Source organism: Kocuria himachalensis, from assembly GCF_054784195.1.
Window position 1 is genome coordinate 193774 of record NZ_BAAGPL010000001.1, and the last position, 16976, is coordinate 210749.

Sequence of the window (16976 nt, forward strand, 5' to 3'; positions counted from 1 at the left end):
CGAACTCACTTAAGGAAGTCGGGGAAGTCCAGGGAGTCCTTGCGCCCGGAGCCCGTCGCGGCGCCGGCCTCCGCCTCGGCGGGCAGGTCGACGTCGAAGCCGGCGTCGTCGGGCACGTCGTCGTTCTGCACCGGCTGGGCCCACCGCTGCGCGGTCGAGGGCTGGTTGAAGGACGGGGCGCCGCCGCGCTGCGGGGCGCGGCCCAGGCCGGCGGGCTGGCCGGCGCCGGAGCCGAAGGCCGCGCGCGTGGTCGCCGCCTGCTGGGCGGCCGCGTTGGTGTTGTTCGCGTTGGTCTCCGGGCTCACCGAGTCGAAGCCCGCGGCGATGACCGTGACGCGGGCCTGGTCGCCCAGGGCGTCGTCGATGACCGCGCCGAAGATGATGTTCGCCTCGGGGTGCGCGACCTCCTGCACCAGGCGGGCGGCCTCGTTGATCTCGAACAGGCCGAGGTCGGAGCCGCCCTGGATGGACAGGAGCACACCGTGGGCGCCGTCGATGGAGGCCTCCAGCAGCGGCGAGGCGATGGCGAGCTCGGCGGCCTTCACGGCACGGTCCTCGCCCTGCGCGGCACCGATGCCCATGAGCGCCGAGCCGGCGCCCTGCATCACGGACTTCACGTCGGCGAAGTCGAGGTTGATCAGGCCCGGGGTGGTGATCAGGTCGGTGATGCCCTGCACGCCGGAGAGCAGCACCTGGTCCGCGGACTTGAAGGCGTCGAGCATGGACACGTTGCGGTCGGAGATGGACAGCAGCCGGTCGTTGGGGATCACGATGAGGGTGTCGACCTCGTCGCGCAGCGTCTCGATCCCGTTCTCCGCCTGGTTGGACCGGCGGCGACCCTCGAAGGTGAACGGGCGGGTGACGACACCGATGGTCAGGGCCCCCAGGGAGCGGGCGATGCGGGCGACCACGGGGGCGCCACCGGTCCCGGTGCCACCGCCCTCACCGGCGGTCACGAAGACCATGTCGGCCCCCTTGATGACCTCCTCGATCTCCTCGTGGTGGTCCTCCGCCGCCTGGCGTCCGACGTCGGGGTTGGCGCCGGCACCCAGGCCGCGCGTGAGCTCGCGCCCGACGTCGAGCTTGACGTCGGCGTCGCTCATCAGCAGGGCCTGCGCGTCCGTGTTGATCGCGATGAACTCGACGCCGCGCAGCCCCTCCTCGATCATCCGGTTGACGGCGTTGACGCCGCCGCCGCCGATTCCGACGACCTTGATGACGGCCAAATAGTTCTGGGGGGTGGAGGAGTCCATGGGTACCTAACTCGAGATGGTTCGGGTCCGGGATCGCGAGCCGTTCCTCAACCCTCGATCGAAGGTCGAATCTCAGGCCGTCGGCTGCTCCCCCGGCGGGTTCGATGTCGGGGTCAAGCCTAACAATGACGGGGACCACCTGCACGACAAGCCATACCGCTTTCGACACTTTTCGCCAAAACCGCAGGTCGTGCGGTCCTTCGGCCACACTCTCGACCTCCGGTGCAACGTGAGGGACTGACCGGCCCGTCAGCGCACCACGGGACGCGTCGGGCTCGACACGTCGTAGGTCTCGACCCCGCTGCCGGAGCCGCGCGCCTCGACGAGCTCCCGCAGCACCTGGGACTTGAGCTCGCTGTCCTCGGCCGTGCCCCAGACGACCGTGCGTCCGTCGGTGAAGACCAGCTCCACCGAGGACAGGGACTCGGCCGAGGCGGTGCGCAGCTGGGCGAGCACGGACTCGGGCAGGGCGGCCAGCACGTCGGAGATCGTCTCGAACCGCTCGCTCTCGAGCACGTCGCGCCCGCCCGTGACGACGGGGACGCCCGCTTCCGCCGCCGAGCCGGCGGTCATCAGCTCCACGCCCTCCGAGTCGACGACCACGAACTCGTCGCCGTCCTCGATCGCCGCCACGGGCACGCGCTCGTGCAGCGCCACCACGAGGTGGTGCGGGGGCTCGAGCAGGACCTCGATGGAACGGACCTGCGGGATCTGCCCCACCCGGTCCCGCACCTCGTCCTTGGAGATCCGGGTGAGGGGGACGCCCCGGTAGACGTCGAGCGCGGACTCGACGCGGGCCGGGTCCGCCAGCTCGGCGCCGCGCACCGTGACGTCCCGCACGGCGAGGACCGGGGAGAGGAACAGGACGCCGGCGAGCACCGCGAGGGCGGCGAGCACGCCGAGGACGGCGCCGATCCGGCGGCGCCGGCGGCGGGCCCCGGGTGAGGCCGGAAAGGTCACGACCGTGGCTCCGACCGCCGTGGAACCGGCCCGGGCGGGCTCGTCCTCCGGGGGGAGCCGTGAGGCGGTCAGGGTCCGGGTGGCGGCGCGCTCCTGCCGGTGCCGCCGCCAGGCGCTGAACCGGCCGCCGGCGGCCGGGACCTCCTCGAGGTCGTCCTCGTCGGCCAGGGGCGTGACCTTGGTGCCGTCGTTCACGCGCACGCGCCCGCCCTGCGGCACGGCCCCGCCGGCGGCGGTGCTCCCGGACCGGGGCGGGTTCCCGGGACCGGGGCTCCCCGGCGGTCCGGGGACCCGCTCCGGGACGCGCTCCGAGGTGGGGGCCGGGGAGGGGTCCGGCACGGTCTCCTCGGCGGGACCGGGAGCGCCGCCGTCCCCGGCGGAGTTCCCGGAGCGGGGCTGGTGCGGGCGGCCGTGCCGGCTCATCAGCGGACTCCGAGGCGGTCCACGAGCCGGGGGCCGAGGGCGGTGACGTCCCCAGCGCCCACCGTGAGCACCAGGTCCCCGGGCCGCGCGGCCTGCGCGGCCTGGGCGACCGCGTCGGCGCCGTCCGGCACGTAGCGGACGTGGGCGGGGGCACGGTCGGTGACGATCTCGCTCGTGAGGCCCTCGACCGGCTGCTCCCGCGCGGCGAAGATGTCGATGACGAGCGCCTCGTCGGCCAGCGCGAGGGCGTCGGCGAACTCGGCCGCGAACTCGCGCGTGCGCGAGAACAGGTGCGGCTGGAAGATCGCGATCACCCGGTGCCCGGACGCGACCTCCCGGGCGGCCGTGAGGGCTGCCACCACCTCGGTGGGGTGGTGGGCGTAGTCGTCGAAGACCCGGACCCCGTCCACCTCGCCCCGCAGGTCGAAGCGCCGGGCGGAGCCGTGGAACCCGGCCAGCCCGCGCACCGCGTCCGCGGGCGGGACGCCGGCCTCGAGGGCCACGCAGAAGGCCGCGGTCGCGTTGAGGACGTTGTGCCGGCCCGGCACCACGAGCTCGAGCCGCTCCTCGCGGCGGTCCGCGCCTTCGCCCAGCAGCAGCGTGCTGGTGGTGCGGAGCCCGTCGGCCTCCCCGGGGAGCACCCGGACGTCGGACCCCGGGTCCGTGCCGTAGCTGACGACCCGCCCGCCGGCGGCCCGGTGCCGCTCCGCGAGCGCCCGCGAGCCCGGGTCGTCCTGGCAGGCCACGAGCAGCCCGTCCCGGGGCAGCGTCGCGGCGAACTGGTCGAAGGCCCGGAAGAAGGCCTCGCGGGAGGCGTAGAAGTCGAGGTGGTCGGGCTCGATGTTCGTGACCACGGCGATCCGCGGCCCGTACGCCAGGAAGGAGCCGTCCGACTCGTCGGCCTCCGCCACGAACCACGGGCCCGCGCCGAGGGCCGCGTTGGAGCCGAGGTCGGCCACGTGCGCGCCGATGGCCCAGGAGGGCTCCAGACCGGCGGTGTGCAGCGCGAGCGCGGCCATGGCGCTCGTGGTCGTCTTGCCGTGCGTGCCGGCCACGGCGACGACCGCGCGGCCGTGCATCGCGGCCGCGAGCGCCTCGGAGCGGTGGAGCACGCGCAGCCCGGCGGCCCGGGCGGCGGAGTACTCGGGGTCCTCGAGCGGGATCGCGGTGGACACCACCACGGTCTGCGCCCCGTCGACGTTGCCGGCGCGCTGGCCCACGAACACGGTGGCGCCCAGGTCCTGGAGCTGGCGCAGCGCCGGGGAGTCCTGGCGGTCGGAGCCGCTGACCGGGATCCCGCGGGCCAGCATGAGCTTCGCGACGGCGGACATCCCCGCGCCGCCCATGCCGATGAAGTGGACCCGGCCGAGCCGGCCGGGGTCGGTCTCGTGCTCAGCGCTCACCGGGGACCTCCTCGAGGATCAGCCGTGCCAGCACGGTGTCGGCGTCGCGCACGCCGTGGGCGCGGCTCGCGGCGGCCATCGCCGCGAGCCGGTCGGGGTCGGCCAGCAGGGGGTGCACGTGCCGGCGGTACCAGTCGGGGGTGAACGCGTCGTCGGCGACGAGCTGCGCCGCGCCGGCCGCCACGAGGGAGGCGGCGTTGAGCGCCTGCTCGCCGTTGCCGACGGGCAGCGGGACGAACACGGCGGGCAGGCCGACGGCCGCGACCTCCGAGACGGTTGCGGCGCCGGCGCGGGCCACCAGCAGGTCCGCGGCGGCGTAGACGCGCTCCATGTCGTCCACGTACTCGACCTGCACGTAGCCCGGGGCGCTCAGCGGCGCGCCGTCGTCCCGGGTGAGCTGCTTGCCCCGGCCGGTGACGTGGAGCAGCTGGTAGCCGCACGCGGCGACCTCCTCGGCGACCCCGGCCACGGTCCGGTTCATGGCGAGGGCCCCCGAGGAGCCGCCGGTGACCACGACGGTGGGCAGGCCCGGGTCGAGCCCGAAGGAGCGGCGGGCCTCAGCGCGCAGCGCCTCCCGGTCCAGGCGGGAGATCTCCCGTCGCATGGGCATGCCGACGGTCACGGCCCCGCGCAACGGGGTGCCGGGGAACGCGGCGGCCACGGTCCTGGCCCAGCGTGCCCCCACCCGGTTGGCCAGGCCCGGCCGGGCGTTGGCCTCGTGCACCACGATGGGCAGGCCGCGCCGGGCGGCGGCGAGGTAGACGGGGGTGCAGACGTATCCGCCGACGCCGAGCACCACGTCGGGCCGGACCCGGTCCAGGATCTCCCCGGCCTGCCGCACGGCGCCGAGGAGCCGCCCGGGCATCCGGACGAGGTCCACGGAGGGCCGGCGCGGCAGCGGCACCCGGTCCACGAGCTCGAGCTCGAGGCCCGCCTGCGGGACGAGCCGGGTCTCCATCCCGGACGCCGTGCCCACCGCCGTGAGCCGTGCCTCCGGGGCCTGTTCCCGCAGCGCGGCGGCCACGGCGAGGAGGGGGCTGACGTGCCCGGCGGTGCCCCCGCCGGCCAGCAGGACCGACGGCGCGCGGCCTCCGGGGGTGGGTTCGGACGGTGTCATGCGCGATCCTCGTTCAGGGTGCGGGGGCGAGGGGTGCGGGTGGGGACCTGGATCCGGCGCGGCAGCCGGGTGAAGGACATCACGACGCCGACGGCCGCGAGGCTCATCAGCAGCGACGACCCACCGTAGCTGATGAACGGGAGGGGGACGCCGATCACGGGCAGCACTCCCGTGACCATGCCGATGTTGATGAACGCCTGGCCGACGAGCCAGGTCACGATGCAGGCGGTGGCGATCCGGACGAAGCTGCTGCGGGCGCGCAGGATGACGCGGGCCATCGCCAGGGCCATGACCGCGAAGAGGGCGAGGATCAGCACCGTGCCCAGCAGGCCCAGCTCCTCGCCGATGATCGAGAAGATGTAGTCGTTGTGCGCCTCGGGGACGTAGTTGTACTTGAGCCGGGACTGGCCCAGGCCCACGCCCCACCAGCCGCCCGAGGCGAGGGCGTTGAGCCCCTGCTGGGCCTGGTAGCAGGCGTCGGTGGCGCCGCACTCGCCGAACAGCCAGCCGGTGATCCGGTCCACGCGGTGGGGCGCGGTGACCACCGCCAGCGTCCCGATCAGCGCGGCCCCGGCGGCGGCGAGCGCGAACAGCCGCAGGGGCGCCCCGGCGAAGAACAGGGCGGCCGCGTAGATCAGCACGAAGACCAGCGCCGTGCCCACGTCGTCGCCGAGCACGATCATCAGGGCGGGGACCCCGATGCCCAGCCCCGACGGCCACAGGGCCTGGCGCCAGTCCCGCACGGCGTCGCCCTGCCGGGCGAGGACCATCGCGAGCCAGACCGCGACGGCGAGCTTCGCGGCCTCGGACGGCTGGAAGGTCTGCCCGCCCACCAGGATCCAGTTGCGGTTGCCGTTGATCTCCTGCCCGAGCGGGGTGAAGACGAGCATGAGCAGCAGCACGGCGAGGACCAGGAGCCCGGTGGCGCCCCGGCGGTACCAGGCGGTGGGCACGAAGGACAGGGCGAACATCAGGACCACGCCGATCCCGCCGAAGGTGGCCTGCTTGACGAAGTACGAGTACGCGGACTCCTCCGCCGAGATGGACTCGACGGCCGAGGCGGACAGGACCATCATGATGCCGATGGCCGTGAGCAGCAGCACGGAGCCGGCCAGCGCGTAGTACGAGTGGATGAGCGGACCGTCCACGAGGGCCCGCCAGAAGCGGCGCGCCCCGCCCAGGGAGCCGCGGGCCGTCTGCGCGAGTCCCGCCCGGTCCTGCACCTGGGTCACGAGAGCCGTCCCACAAGGTCGGCGACCTCCCGGACGAACGCGTCACCGCGGTGGGCGTAGGAGTCGAACTGGTCCATCGAGGCGGACGCCGGGGCCATCAGCACCGTGTCGCCCTGCTGGGCGACCTCGTGGGCGAGCCGGACGGCCTCGCCCATCACGGCGTCGCCCGTCCCCGGACCGGGACGCTCGGCGGTCCGCAGGACGGGGACCTGCGGGGCGTGCGCGGCGAGCGCGGCCAGCAGCGAGTCGTTGTCCGTGCCGATGAGCACCACGGTGCGCAGCCGGCCGGCGTGCCGGGCGACGAGCCGGTCGTAGGAGACGCCCTTGGACAGGCCGCCGGCGATCCACACCACGGAGTCGAACGCGGTCAGGGCCGCGTCGGCGGCGTGCGGGTTGGTCGCCTTGGAGTCGTTGATCCACAGCACGCCGTGCGTCGTGGCGACGGCCTGGATCCGGTGGTCGCCGGGCTCCCAGGCGCGCAGCCCCTCCCGCACGGCCTCCGGCGGGGCGCCGGCCGCCCGGGCCAGCGCCGCGGCCGCCAGGGCATTGGCCACGCCGTGGGGCGTGGGGAGGGGGCCGGTGTCGGTGATCGAGGCGAGCTCGAGGGCGGATTCCCGGCGGTCGTCGAGGAAGGCGCGGTCCACGAGCAGGTCCTCCACGACGCCGAGCATGCTGACGTCGGGGGTCTCGAGGGTGAAGCCCACGGCGCGGCAGCCCTCCACGACGTCGGCCTCCTCGACCATCCGCACCGTCTCGGCCTGCTGGGCGTTGTAGACGCAGGCCACCCGGGTGTGCTCGTAGATCCGGGACTTGTCCGCCACGTAGTTCTCGTAGCCGCCGTGCCAGTCCACGTGGTCCTCGGCCACGTTGAGCACCACGGACGCCAGCGGCGACATCGAGGACGTCCAGTGCAGCTGGAAGCTGGACAGCTCCACGGCGAGGACGTCGTGCTCGACCGGGTCGCGCAGCGCGTCCAGGACGGGGGTGCCCACGTTGCCGACGGCGGCCGCGGTGAGCCCGGCGGCCTGCAGGATCGACGCGGTCATCCCGACCGTGGTGGTCTTGCCGTTGGTGCCGGTGATGCACACCCACTCGGCGGTCCGCCGCCCGGCGCGCTCGCGGACCCGCCAGGCGAGCTCCACGTCTCCCCAGATCTGGATGCCCTCTGCGGCCGCGGCGGCCAGCAGGGGGTGGTCGGGCCGCAGCCCCGGGGAGGTGACCACCAGCTCGGGGCGGGCGCCCTCGACGTCGGGCACGGTCCCCTGGGCCGTCTCCCCGAGCAGGACGTCGGTGGCGCCCACGATCCGCAGGGTGTCGGCCTTCGCCCGGGTCTCGGGGGTGTCCGCCCCGTCGACGACGACGACGAGCGCGCCGAGCTCGATCAGGGTGTCCGCGGCGGCGAAGCCGGACACGCCGATGCCGGCGACGACCACGCGCAGCCCGGCCCAGTCCGCGTCCCACGACGTGAGCCCGGCCAGGCGCGGTCGGTCGAGGACGGGGTTGTCGTTGCTCGCGTGGATCATTGGATCATTCCTCCGTGGGAGAGCAGCCAGTCGCCGTAGAAGACGCCGAGCGCGGCCGCGACGAACAGCCCGGCGATGATCCAGAAGCGGACCACGATGGTCACCTCGTTCCAGCCCTTGAGCTCGAAGTGGTGCTGCAGCGGCGCCATCTTGAAGATGCGCTTGCCGCCGGAGAGCTTGAAGTAGCCGACCTGCAGGATGACGGAGACCGTGATGATCACGAACAGCCCGGCGATGAGCACGAGCAGCAGCTCGGTGCGGGTGAGCACGGCGAACGCGGCGAGCGCGCCGCCGAGGCCGAGGGAGCCCGTGTCGCCCATGAAGATCTTCGCCGGGGAGGTGTTCCACCACAGGAAGCCCACGAGGGCCCCGACCAGGGCCGCGGCGGTGAGGGCGAGGTCGGCAGCGTCGCGCACCTCGTAGCAGACCCCCTGGGCCACGGATCCGCACAGGTGGGTGTTCTGCCACATGGCGATCAGCAGGTAGCCGCTGAACACGAGGATGGACGCGCCGGTGGCGAGGCCGTCGAGGCCGTCGGTGAGGTTCACGGCGTTGGTCGTGGCGGTGGCGATCAGGTTCACCCAGACCACGAAGAGGACGGCCCCGACCGCGGTGCCCGCGAACGCGAGGTCCAGGGAGGTGTCACGGGTCACGGAGATCGCCGAGGACGCCGGGGTCGTGCCCTGGGGACCGGGGACGAGCAGCACGAGCAGGGCGAACGCGGTGCCGATGAGGCCCTGGAGGACGATCTTGCCCACGGGGCTGAGCCCGAGGTTCTGCTTCTTGGCGATCTTCTTGTAGTCGTCGATGAACCCCACGAACCCCATGCCGAGCATCAGCAGCAGCGCGGACAGCCCGGAGAGGCTGACGCCCCCGTAGGAGGGCCACAGCATCCCGGAGATCAGGTGCGTCAGCGCGTAGGCGGCCACCACGGAGCCGAGGATCGCCACGCCGCCCATGGTGGGGGTCCCGCGCTTGGTGTGGTGGCTGGTGGGCCCGTCGTCCCGGATGAACTGGCCGTAGCCGCGCCGGGCGAGGAACTTGATGAAGGCCGGGGTGCCGAAGAGGGACAGCACCAGGGCGAAGCAGGCCGCCATGAGGATCTGGATCATGCCGGCTCGTTCCCCTCCGCGGAGGGTCCCGCGGCGGCGGGCCTCCCGCTCGGGTCGAGGGCGGCGTTGACGAAGGGGCCGGCCGAGAGCCAGTGGTCGCCGTGCGCGGGGGCGTCGTTGCCCGGGGCGGGCCCGGCGGCGCCGTCCCCGGCGTCGGCGGCCACCCGGTCCCCCAGGATGCGCAGGCCGGCGGCGTTGGAGGACTTGAACAGCACGATGTCGCCGGGGGCGAGCTCCTGCCGCAGGATCTCCTCGGCGTCCTCCGGGGTCGCCGCCCAGGTGGCCTCGTTGCCCCACGAGCCCTCGAGCTGGGCGGCGTCGTACACCGGCCGGGCGAGGTCGCCGACCGCGATCAGCTTGGAGATGTTGAGCCGGACGACCATGCGGCCCAGGGCGTCGTGCTCCTCGACCGTGCTGTCGCCGAGCTCGAGCATGCCGCCGAGCACCGCCCACGTGCGGCGGGGCGCGGAGCCCCCGGAGCCGCGGCCGAGCTGGGCCAGGGTCTGCAGCGCGGCGCGCATCGACTGCGGGTTGGCGTTGTAGGCGTCGTTGACGACCGTGACCCCGTCGGCCCGTTCGGTGCGCTCCATCCGCCACCGGCTCGCGGCGCCCTGAGCGGTGAGCGAGGCCGCGATCCGCTCGGGGGCGACCCCGGCCACGAAGGCCGCGGAGGCGGCCGCGAGCAGGTTGGAGACGTGGTGCTCCCCGATGAGCCGGGAGACGATCTGCTGCTCGGAGCCGTCGGGGAAGTGCAGGCGGAACTCGGGGCTGCCGCCGGGCCCGAGCCGGATCGCGGAGGCGTGCACCCGGGCGGCCGGGACGTCGGGCAGCGCGTTCGCCGGGGACTCCCCGAAGAACAGCACGGGTGCCGCGGTGCGGCGGTGCATCTGGCGGACCAGGGGGTCGTCGTCGTTGAGGACCGCCACCCCGTCGGCCCGCAGGGACTCGACGAGCTCGCCCTTGGCGCGGGCGATGTTGGCGACCCCACCGAACTCGCCGGCGTGGGCCGAGCCCACGCACAGCACCACCCCGATGTCGGGGCGGACCATCCGGCACAGGTAGTCGATGTTGCCGATCCGGGTGGCGCCCATCTCGATGATGAGGAACCGGGTGTCCGGCGCGGCCTCGAAGACGGTCAGCGGCACGCCGACCTCTCCGTTGTACGAGCCGCGGGGCGCGACCGTGGGGCCCTCCGCGGCGAAGATGCCACGCAGGAGGTCCTTGGTGGTGGTCTTGCCGACGGAGCCGGTGACGGCGATGACCTTCACCTCGTGGTCGGCGCGCAGCTGGGCCACGACCCAGGCGGCCAGCCGGCCCATGGCCTCCACCACGTCGGGGACCAGCACGCCCGGGTAGGTGACGCCCGCGGCGTCGGCGACCTCGCGCTCGACGAGGGCGAGGACGGCGCCGGAGGCGAACGCGGCGCCCACGTACTCGTGGCCGTCGGTGACCTCTCCCGGCTTCGCGACGAACAGCGTCCCGGGACGCGCCTCGCGAGAGTCGGTCGCGACGTGGCGGACGGCGGCCGCCTCGGCGGCGGCGCCGACGGCGCGCCCGCCGGTGATCTGTGCCAGCTGTGCGGCGGTGAGGTCGATCATCGGTTCTCCCAACGGTCCTGCTGCCCGTCGGCCAGCGCGGCCCGCAGCTCTTCCCTGTCGTCCAGCGGGTGGTCCACGCCCCGGATCTCCTGGACCGTCTCGTGCCCGCGGCCGGCCACGAGCACGGAGTCGGCGCGCCCGGCCATGGCCACCGCGGCGCGGATGGCCACGGTCCGGGGCTCGAGCACGAGCACCTCCTGGGCCCGGGCGCCGGCGTCCCGGGCCGCGAACGCCCCGGCGGCGACCTCGGCGCGGATCGCGCCGGCGTCCTCGTCGTGCGGGTCGTCGTCGGTGACGATCACGACGTCGGCGTGGCGTGCGGCGATCTCCCCCATGATCGGGCGCTTGGACCGGTCCCGCTCCCCCGTGGCGCCGAAGACCACGATGACGCGGCCCTCCTCGTCGGGCGGCTCGACGGCGGCGAGGGCGCGGCGCAGGGCGTCCGGGTTGTGCGCGAAGTCGACGACGGCGGTCGGCTGCGTGCCGATGAGCTGCATCCGCCCGGGCACGTCCGTGGTGAGGGGGTCCGCCTCGTCGAGGACGCGCTGAACGTCGGCGACGTCGACCCCGGAGGCCACGACCATGACCACGGCGAGCGCGGCGTTGGCCACGTTGAAGTCGCCCGGCAGCGCCGTGGACACGGTCAGCGTCCGGCCGTCCCGGTGCCGCAGCGCGAACGAGTGGCCGATGCCGCGGCGCGTCAGGGTGGTCAGCGTCCAGTCCGCGCCGTGCCGGCCCGGTCCGGCGTCCCGGTCCCCCGGCACGCCGCCGCGCAGGGCGATCGTGTCCACCAGGTCCGTGCCGAGCTGCTCCCGCGCGTGCTCGGCCATCCGCAGGCCCCAGACGTCGTCCTCGTCCTGGACCACGACGACCGCCCGGCGGGTCCGCTCCGGGGTGAACAGCTGGGCCTTGACCGCGAAGTACTCGTCCATGGACCCGTGCAGGTCGAGGTGGTCCTGGGTCAGGTTGGTGAACCCGGCGACGTCGAAGCGCACCCCGTCCACCCGGTGGAACTGCAGGGCGTGGGAGGAGACCTCCATGGACGCCGCCGTGATGCCCCGCTCGCGCATGAGCGCGAGCAGCGCGTGCACGTGCGGGGCCTCGGGGGTGGTGAGCCGGGAGGGGATCGACTCGTCGCCCGCGAGGATCTCTATCGTCCCGATCAGGCCCGTGCGCCGGCCCAGGGCGCGGAGCACCGAGTTGGTGAAGTAGGTGGTGGTCGTCTTGCCGTTGGTGCCGGTCACCGCGAACAGCGCCGGGGCGGTCCCGTCCTCCGGCCGGGAGCCGTAGACGCGCGCGGCGATCGCGCCCACGGAGCGGCGGGGGTCCGGGGCCTCGACCACGGGCAGCCGGATGCCGGCGTCCCGGAGGATCCGGGTGCCCTCGGCGTCGGTGAGCACCGCGGCGGCGCCCGAGCGCTCGGCGGCCGCGGCGAACCGGGCGCCGTGGGTGCGCGCGCCGGGCAGCGCCGCGTAGAGGTCGCCGGGACGCAGCTCCCGGGAGTCCAGGGAGATGCCTGTGACGTCCACGGCGCGGGACGGCGCCGTCCCGCCCGCGAGCCGGGCGGTCTCCGCGAGGCTCAGCGGCCGGGGCCGGGCGGGGCGCATCGTCTGCGCGTCGTGTCCCTGCTGGGCTGTCGCGTCCATCAACGTCCTTCGTGGTCTGGGCGGCGGGTGGGTGGTCCGCCGGGAGCGGGGGGCGAGCCCGGGGGGTGGCCGGGCACGGCGATATGGAAGTCTAGTCGCCCTCGTCGGCCCGCCGGGACGCCGCCGGGGCGGGAGCGCCGCCTCCGGCGGCCCTGGTCCCGGCCTCGGCGCCGGCCGCCGCGCGGGCCCCGGCGCTGTCGGCGGCACCGTCCGTGGCGCCGCCGTCCTCGGGCGCCTCGACGCCCGGCGGGGTGTCCACCGGGGCCGTCCCCTCGGCCTCGTCCGTCTCCTCCGGACCGTCAGTGCGCAGCGGGATCTCCACGGGGTCGGTGGTGGAGGGCGGGACGTCGTAGTGGCGCAGCACCTGTCCCATGATCTTGCTGAAGGTGGGAGTGGTGCCGATCGCACGGACGTTGCCCTGGGGCCGCTGCAGCGTGACCGCCACGAGGTACTGGGGGTCCTCGACGGGGGCGACGCCCACGAAGGAGGTGGTGTAGCCGTCGTAGCCGCCCTCCGGGCTGGGGGCCTCGGCGGTGCCGGTCTTGCCGCCCACGCGGTAGCCCTCCACTGCGGCCTCCTTGGCGCCGCCCTGCGTGACGGTGACCTCCATCATGTCGAGCACCTGCTCCGCCGTCTCCGCGGAGACGATCCGCTCGCCCTCGGGCCGCTCGACCGGGGTGCTGGTGCCGTCGGGGGCGACGACGGACTCGACGACACGGGGCTCCACCTGGACCCCGCCGTTGCCGATGGCCTGGAAGATCGTCGCCGTGCGCAGCGGGGTCTGGGCGACGCCCTGGCCGAAGAGCACGGTGTACTGCTGGCGCACGTCCCACTGGTCCGCGCTCGTGAGGATGCCGGGCGACTCCCCCGGCAGCTCGATCCCCGTGGTCTCGCCCACGCCGAAGCGCTGCATCCACTCGTGGCGCTGCTCCGGGGTGAGCTTGCCGCCGACCAGGACGGTGCCGGTGTTCATCGAGTCGGCGATGATCCCGGCGAACGTGCGCCGCTGCTCGCCGTGGTCGAACGCGTCGGTGATCTTCTGCCCCTCGATCTCCAGGAACGGGGGCACGGTGACCTCCGTGTGCGGCGTGGCCACGCCCTCCTCCACGGCGGCCGCCGCGGTGAGGATCTTCTGGGTGGAGCCGGGCTCCACCGCCTGGGTGACGGCCCGGGCCCCCAGGTCCTCGGCCTCCGCGGAGCCGATGTCGTTGGGGTCCACGGTCGAGGAGTCGGCCAGCGCCAGCACCGCGCCGTCCTCAATCCGCATGACCACGGCCGTGCCCCACTCGGCGTCGAGCTCCTCGGCGCGCTCGGTGACCGCCTGCTGGGCGAAGAATTGGACGTCGCTGTCGATCGACAGCTGCACCGAGGAGCCGTCCTCCACGGGGCTCTCCTCCTGGGGGGCCACCGGGATCCGCACGCCGTCGGCGCTGATCTCGAAGGTCCGGCTCCCGTCCGTGCCGCGCAGCAGCTCGTCCTGGGTCTGCTCGATCCCGCCGAGCGCCTCGTCGTCCCCGCCCATGAAGCCGACCACGCTGCCGCCCACGGGCCCGTTGGGGTAGATGCGGTCGGACGACGGCTGCCCGTACACGTAGGGCAGGCCCAGCTCGCGCACGGTGTTCCACTGCTCGGGCGTGACCCCGCGGGCCACGTACTCGAACTGCTTGTCGCCGTCCAGGGCGTCCTTGACCTCGGCGTCCTCGAGCTCGAGGGCGTCGGCGAGCTGGTACACCGCCTGGGTGGGGGTCACGGTCTCCGTGGTGCCGTCCGCCAGGGGACGCTCGAACTCGCGCACCAGGGACTGGTCGACCGTCACGTCGTAGCGCTGCAGCGTGCGGGCGAGGACGTTGCCGTGGGTGTCCCGGATCTCACCGCGCAGGGCGGGGACCACCTCGGTGCGGGACCGCTCCCCCGCGGCGGCCTCGGCCCGGCCGGCGACGTCGAAGCCCTGCACCCACACGAGGCGGATCCCGAGGACCACCAGCAGGCCGAGCACGAGGACGACGCCGATGTGGCTGCGGCCGATGCCGCGGGCGCGGGGGGCGTCGGACGTCGAGCGTGCGCGTGCCACGTGTCTGCCTCGTTCCTGGTTGCGACTGGGAGATGTCCGGGGGGCTGCTGCCGGCGGGTGCGGGGGCCGGTGCCCCGGTCACTCCCCGGGCGTGCGCTGCGGCGGGGCCGAGAGGGAGCCGCCGTCGGCCTCCGCGGCGCCGGACGGCGCCGCGTCCTCGCGGGCCCGGCGCTCGGCGTCCTCCCGCTCCTGCTCCGACTTCTCCCGCTCGCGGTCCTCGGCGCGCTGGGCGGCGCGGTCCGCCGCCTCGGAGCCGGTCTGGTGGGCGTGGTCGACCAGGATCTCGTGGTTCTCCTGGGGCTGCGCGGGCAGCGGATCGCCCTCGACGGTCCCGTCCGTGAGGTCGACCGTGCCCGAGCCCTGCGCGGGGACCATGCCGAGGTCCGTCGCCATCACCGCGAGGTTCTGCGGGGCGCTGTAGAACTCGAGGTCCTGGGTGAGCGCCTCGTTCTGCTGGCTGAGGGCCTGCTCCTGGGCGCGCAGCTCCACGAGCCGGTACTGGCCGCCAGAGATCTGGATGTTCAGGACCAGGATGGAGGCCAGCGCCACCACGAGCGCCACCAGGCTGAGCACCACGGTGGAGAACCGCTGGCGCCGCGCCCGGCCCGGGACCACGGACAGAGGGGCCCGGGTGGACCCGGATGGCTCCTCCGTGTGCGGGGCCGGGGTGCTCAGCTGACGGGCGGAGGTGCCCTCCACCGGCGGGCGCTGCCCGCGACGCCCGGCCCAGGCACCGATGCCTGCGCGCGGGGAGGCCGGGCGTGCCGGGCGTCGCTGGAGTCCGGTTCCGCTCATGCCGTGTACCTCTGCGCGTTCTGTGCTGTGGGGGGGGTGTGCTCCCGGATGCGCTCCACCGCGCGCAGGCGCGCGGAGGCAGCACGGGGGTTCTCGTCGATCTCCCGGGGCGTGGGGGTCTCCGTCCCGCGGGTCAGGACCCGCAGGGTGGGCTTGTGCTGGTCGAGCTCCACGGGGAAGCCCTTCGGCGCCGTCGAGGCGGCACCGCGGGCGAAGGCCTGCTTGACGATCCGGTCCTCGAGGGAGTGGTAGCTCATGGCCACGACGCGGCCGCCGACGGGCACGGCGTCCAGCGCGGCGGGGATCGCCCGGCGCAGGACGTCGAGCTCCTCGTTGACCTCGATCCGCAGTGCCTGGAACGTCTGCTTCGCCGGGTGCCCCTTGCGGTGCTGGGCTCCCTGGGGGACGGCGGCGCGGACGACCTCGACGAGCTCGCCGGTGGTCCGCAGCGGGGTCCTGGCCCGCTGCGCCACGATCGCGCGGGCGATGCGGCCGGCGAAGCGCTCCTCGCCCCAGTCCCGCAGGATCCGGCGCAGGTCCTCCTCGCTGTACTCGTTGACGACGTCCTGGGCCGTGACGGGGGCCGTGGAGTCCATGCGCATGTCGAGGGGGGCGTCGTAGGAGTAGGCGAAGCCGCGCTCGCGCTCGTCGAGCTGGAGTGACGAGACCCCGAGGTCGAAGAGCACCGCGTCCGCGTGGTCGAACCCGTGCCGGCCGAGGGCCTCCGGGATCCGGTCGTAGGTCGTGTGCACGGGGTGGAACCGGTCCCCGAACGGGGCGAGCCGCGCGCCGGCCAGCTCGTGCGCCTGCGGGTCCCGGTCGATGGCCACCAGCTGCAGTCCGGGGAAGCGCCGCAGCAGCGCCTCGGAGTGACCGCCCATGCCCATCGTCGCGTCCACCGCCACGGCGCCGTCCTCGCCGAGCGCGGGAGCCATCAGGTCGAGGCACCGCTCGAGCAGCACGGGAACGTGGAGCTGCTCGGCTGGGCGTTGCGCCATGGGCCCTCTCTTCGGCGGTCGACGGTGGTTCGGTCTTCGGTGGCCGGCGCCGGTCGACGCCGTGGTGCGGCGGCGGGCCTTCCAGGATCAGAACCCCATCCGCTGGCCGTCCCTCGAATCCGGCCTGGCTCAGGGGAAGGTGAGTCAGGACGGTGACGGCTGTGCGGCTGGAGATCTCATCCGGGAAGCGGCTCCGCGTGCTCCGCGGGTGGTCTCGGCGGCCCTGTGCTCAGAAGAGCCCGGGCACCACTTCCTCCTCGGTCTCGGAGAAGGCGGCCTCCTTCTCGTTCAGGTAGTCGTTCCACGCCTGGGCGTCCCAGATCTCAGCCCGAGTGCCCGCGCCGATGACGGCGAGCTCCCGGCCCAGCCCGGCGTAGTCCCGCAACGGCGGCGGTATGGTGACTCGGCCCTGCTTGTCCGGGACCTCGTCCGAGGCGCCCGAGAGAAAGACCCGGATGTAGTCCCTGGCCTGCTTCGAGGACAGCGGTGCCGCCCTCAGCTGCTCGTGGACCCGCTCGAACTCGCGGACGCTGAACACGTAGAGGCACCGTTCCTGACCACGGGTCAGGACGAGTCCCTCCGCCAGCTCCTCCCGGTACTTCGCCGGCAGGATCAGGCGGCCCTTCTCGTCGAGACGGGGTGAGTACGTTCCGAGAAACATGCTCACCGCCTCTCCAGCCCGAGAGTTCTCCCAGATCCATCTCTTCGCCCCACTTTACTCCACTTCACTCCCCGGTCAACGAACGCGGGGCCCGGCCGCGGCGGCGTGGCGCGGTACCCGCGGTCCGTGGCCGGTGTCGCCCCAGGTGGGCGGGCGGGACCCCGGTGGAGGGCTGTGGGGAGGA

General features: G+C 74.2%; 13 protein-coding genes. All 13 read right to left on the reverse strand.

What is annotated here, in order from left to right; genetic code table 11:
- Positions 1-5: 5 nt before the first annotated feature.
- The 13 genes from ftsZ to mraZ all read right to left on the reverse strand — a co-directional run bounded on the left by ftsZ (position 6) and on the right by mraZ (position 16792).
- Complete coding sequence (ftsZ, locus tag ACYVM4_RS00910) at positions 6-1253, reverse strand: cell division protein FtsZ (protein ID WP_368821188.1); 1248 nt, start codon at positions 1251-1253, stop codon at positions 6-8.
- 249 nt (positions 1254-1502) lie between these two features.
- The gene (locus ACYVM4_RS00915; protein ID WP_460667355.1) at positions 1503-2636 is read right to left on the reverse strand and encodes a cell division protein FtsQ/DivIB; all 1134 of its coding nucleotides are present in this window, start codon (positions 2634-2636) and stop codon (positions 1503-1505) included.
- Positions 2636-4039 carry a UDP-N-acetylmuramate--L-alanine ligase gene (murC, locus tag ACYVM4_RS00920; protein WP_460667356.1) on the reverse strand — a complete coding sequence of 468 codons (1404 nt, stop codon included), beginning with the start codon at positions 4037-4039 and terminating at the stop codon, positions 2636-2638. The genes ACYVM4_RS00915 and murC overlap by 1 nt, the downstream gene beginning before the upstream one ends.
- Positions 4029-5156, reverse strand: coding sequence for an undecaprenyldiphospho-muramoylpentapeptide beta-N-acetylglucosaminyltransferase (gene murG / locus ACYVM4_RS00925; protein ID WP_460667357.1), 1128 nt, complete (start codon positions 5154-5156; stop codon positions 4029-4031). Before murG ends, murC begins: the two co-directional genes overlap by 11 nt.
- Entirely contained in the window at positions 5153-6388 is a 1236-nt protein-coding gene (gene ftsW, locus ACYVM4_RS00930) for a putative lipid II flippase FtsW (RefSeq protein WP_460667358.1), read from the reverse strand. Before ftsW ends, murG begins: the two co-directional genes overlap by 4 nt.
- The gene (gene murD, locus ACYVM4_RS00935) at positions 6385-7911 is read right to left on the reverse strand and encodes a UDP-N-acetylmuramoyl-L-alanine--D-glutamate ligase (protein WP_368821183.1); all 1527 of its coding nucleotides are present in this window, start codon (positions 7909-7911) and stop codon (positions 6385-6387) included. The genes ftsW and murD overlap by 4 nt, the downstream gene beginning before the upstream one ends.
- A complete protein-coding gene (mraY, locus tag ACYVM4_RS00940) occupies positions 7908-9023 on the reverse strand; it encodes a phospho-N-acetylmuramoyl-pentapeptide-transferase (RefSeq protein WP_368821182.1) in 1116 nt (371 codons plus the stop codon). The genes murD and mraY overlap by 4 nt, the downstream gene beginning before the upstream one ends.
- On the reverse strand, positions 9020-10621 hold the full coding sequence (locus ACYVM4_RS00945; RefSeq protein WP_368821181.1) for a UDP-N-acetylmuramoyl-tripeptide--D-alanyl-D-alanine ligase: 1602 nt from the start codon (positions 10619-10621) through the stop codon (positions 9020-9022). Before ACYVM4_RS00945 ends, mraY begins: the two co-directional genes overlap by 4 nt.
- On the reverse strand, positions 10618-12267 hold the full coding sequence (locus ACYVM4_RS00950; protein ID WP_368821180.1) for a UDP-N-acetylmuramoyl-L-alanyl-D-glutamate--2,6-diaminopimelate ligase: 1650 nt from the start codon (positions 12265-12267) through the stop codon (positions 10618-10620). The genes ACYVM4_RS00945 and ACYVM4_RS00950 overlap by 4 nt, the downstream gene beginning before the upstream one ends.
- A gap of 91 nt (positions 12268-12358) precedes the next feature.
- Entirely contained in the window at positions 12359-14338 is a 1980-nt protein-coding gene (locus ACYVM4_RS00955; RefSeq protein ID WP_460667359.1) for a peptidoglycan D,D-transpeptidase FtsI family protein, read from the reverse strand.
- A 78-nt stretch (positions 14339-14416) separates the two neighbouring features.
- Positions 14417-15133 (reverse strand): hypothetical protein, encoded by a 717-nt coding sequence (locus ACYVM4_RS00960; RefSeq protein WP_368821178.1) that lies wholly within the window; start codon positions 15131-15133, stop codon positions 14417-14419.
- On the reverse strand, positions 15130-16131 hold the full coding sequence (gene rsmH, locus ACYVM4_RS00965; protein WP_460667360.1) for a 16S rRNA (cytosine(1402)-N(4))-methyltransferase RsmH: 1002 nt from the start codon (positions 16129-16131) through the stop codon (positions 15130-15132). Before rsmH ends, ACYVM4_RS00960 begins: the two co-directional genes overlap by 4 nt.
- A gap of 229 nt (positions 16132-16360) precedes the next feature.
- On the reverse strand, positions 16361-16792 hold the full coding sequence (gene mraZ / locus ACYVM4_RS00970) for a division/cell wall cluster transcriptional repressor MraZ (protein WP_368821269.1): 432 nt from the start codon (positions 16790-16792) through the stop codon (positions 16361-16363).
- Between the last annotated feature and the right edge of the window lie 184 nt (positions 16793-16976).

Coding starts and splice junctions, on each gene's coding strand:
- mraY (WP_368821182.1), bottom strand. CDS start 9,023: ATGATCCAGATCCTCATGGCGGCCTGCTTCGCCCTGGTGCTGTCCCTC.
- murD (WP_368821183.1), bottom strand. CDS start 7,911: ATGATCCACGCGAGCAACGACAACCCCGTCCTCGACCGACCGCGCCTG.
- ACYVM4_RS00950 (WP_368821180.1), bottom strand. CDS start 12,267: ATGGACGCGACAGCCCAGCAGGGACACGACGCGCAGACGATGCGCCCC.
- ftsZ (WP_368821188.1), bottom strand. CDS start 1,253: ATGGACTCCTCCACCCCCCAGAACTATTTGGCCGTCATCAAGGTCGTC.
- ACYVM4_RS00960 (WP_368821178.1), bottom strand. CDS start 15,133: ATGAGCGGAACCGGACTCCAGCGACGCCCGGCACGCCCGGCCTCCCCG.
- rsmH (WP_460667360.1), bottom strand. CDS start 16,131: ATGGCGCAACGCCCAGCCGAGCAGCTCCACGTTCCCGTGCTGCTCGAG.
- ACYVM4_RS00915 (WP_460667355.1), bottom strand. CDS start 2,636: ATGAGCCGGCACGGCCGCCCGCACCAGCCCCGCTCCGGGAACTCCGCC.
- murG (WP_460667357.1), bottom strand. CDS start 5,156: ATGACACCGTCCGAACCCACCCCCGGAGGCCGCGCGCCGTCGGTCCTG.
- ACYVM4_RS00945 (WP_368821181.1), bottom strand. CDS start 10,621: ATGATCGACCTCACCGCCGCACAGCTGGCACAGATCACCGGCGGGCGC.
- mraZ (WP_368821269.1), bottom strand. CDS start 16,792: ATGTTTCTCGGAACGTACTCACCCCGTCTCGACGAGAAGGGCCGCCTG.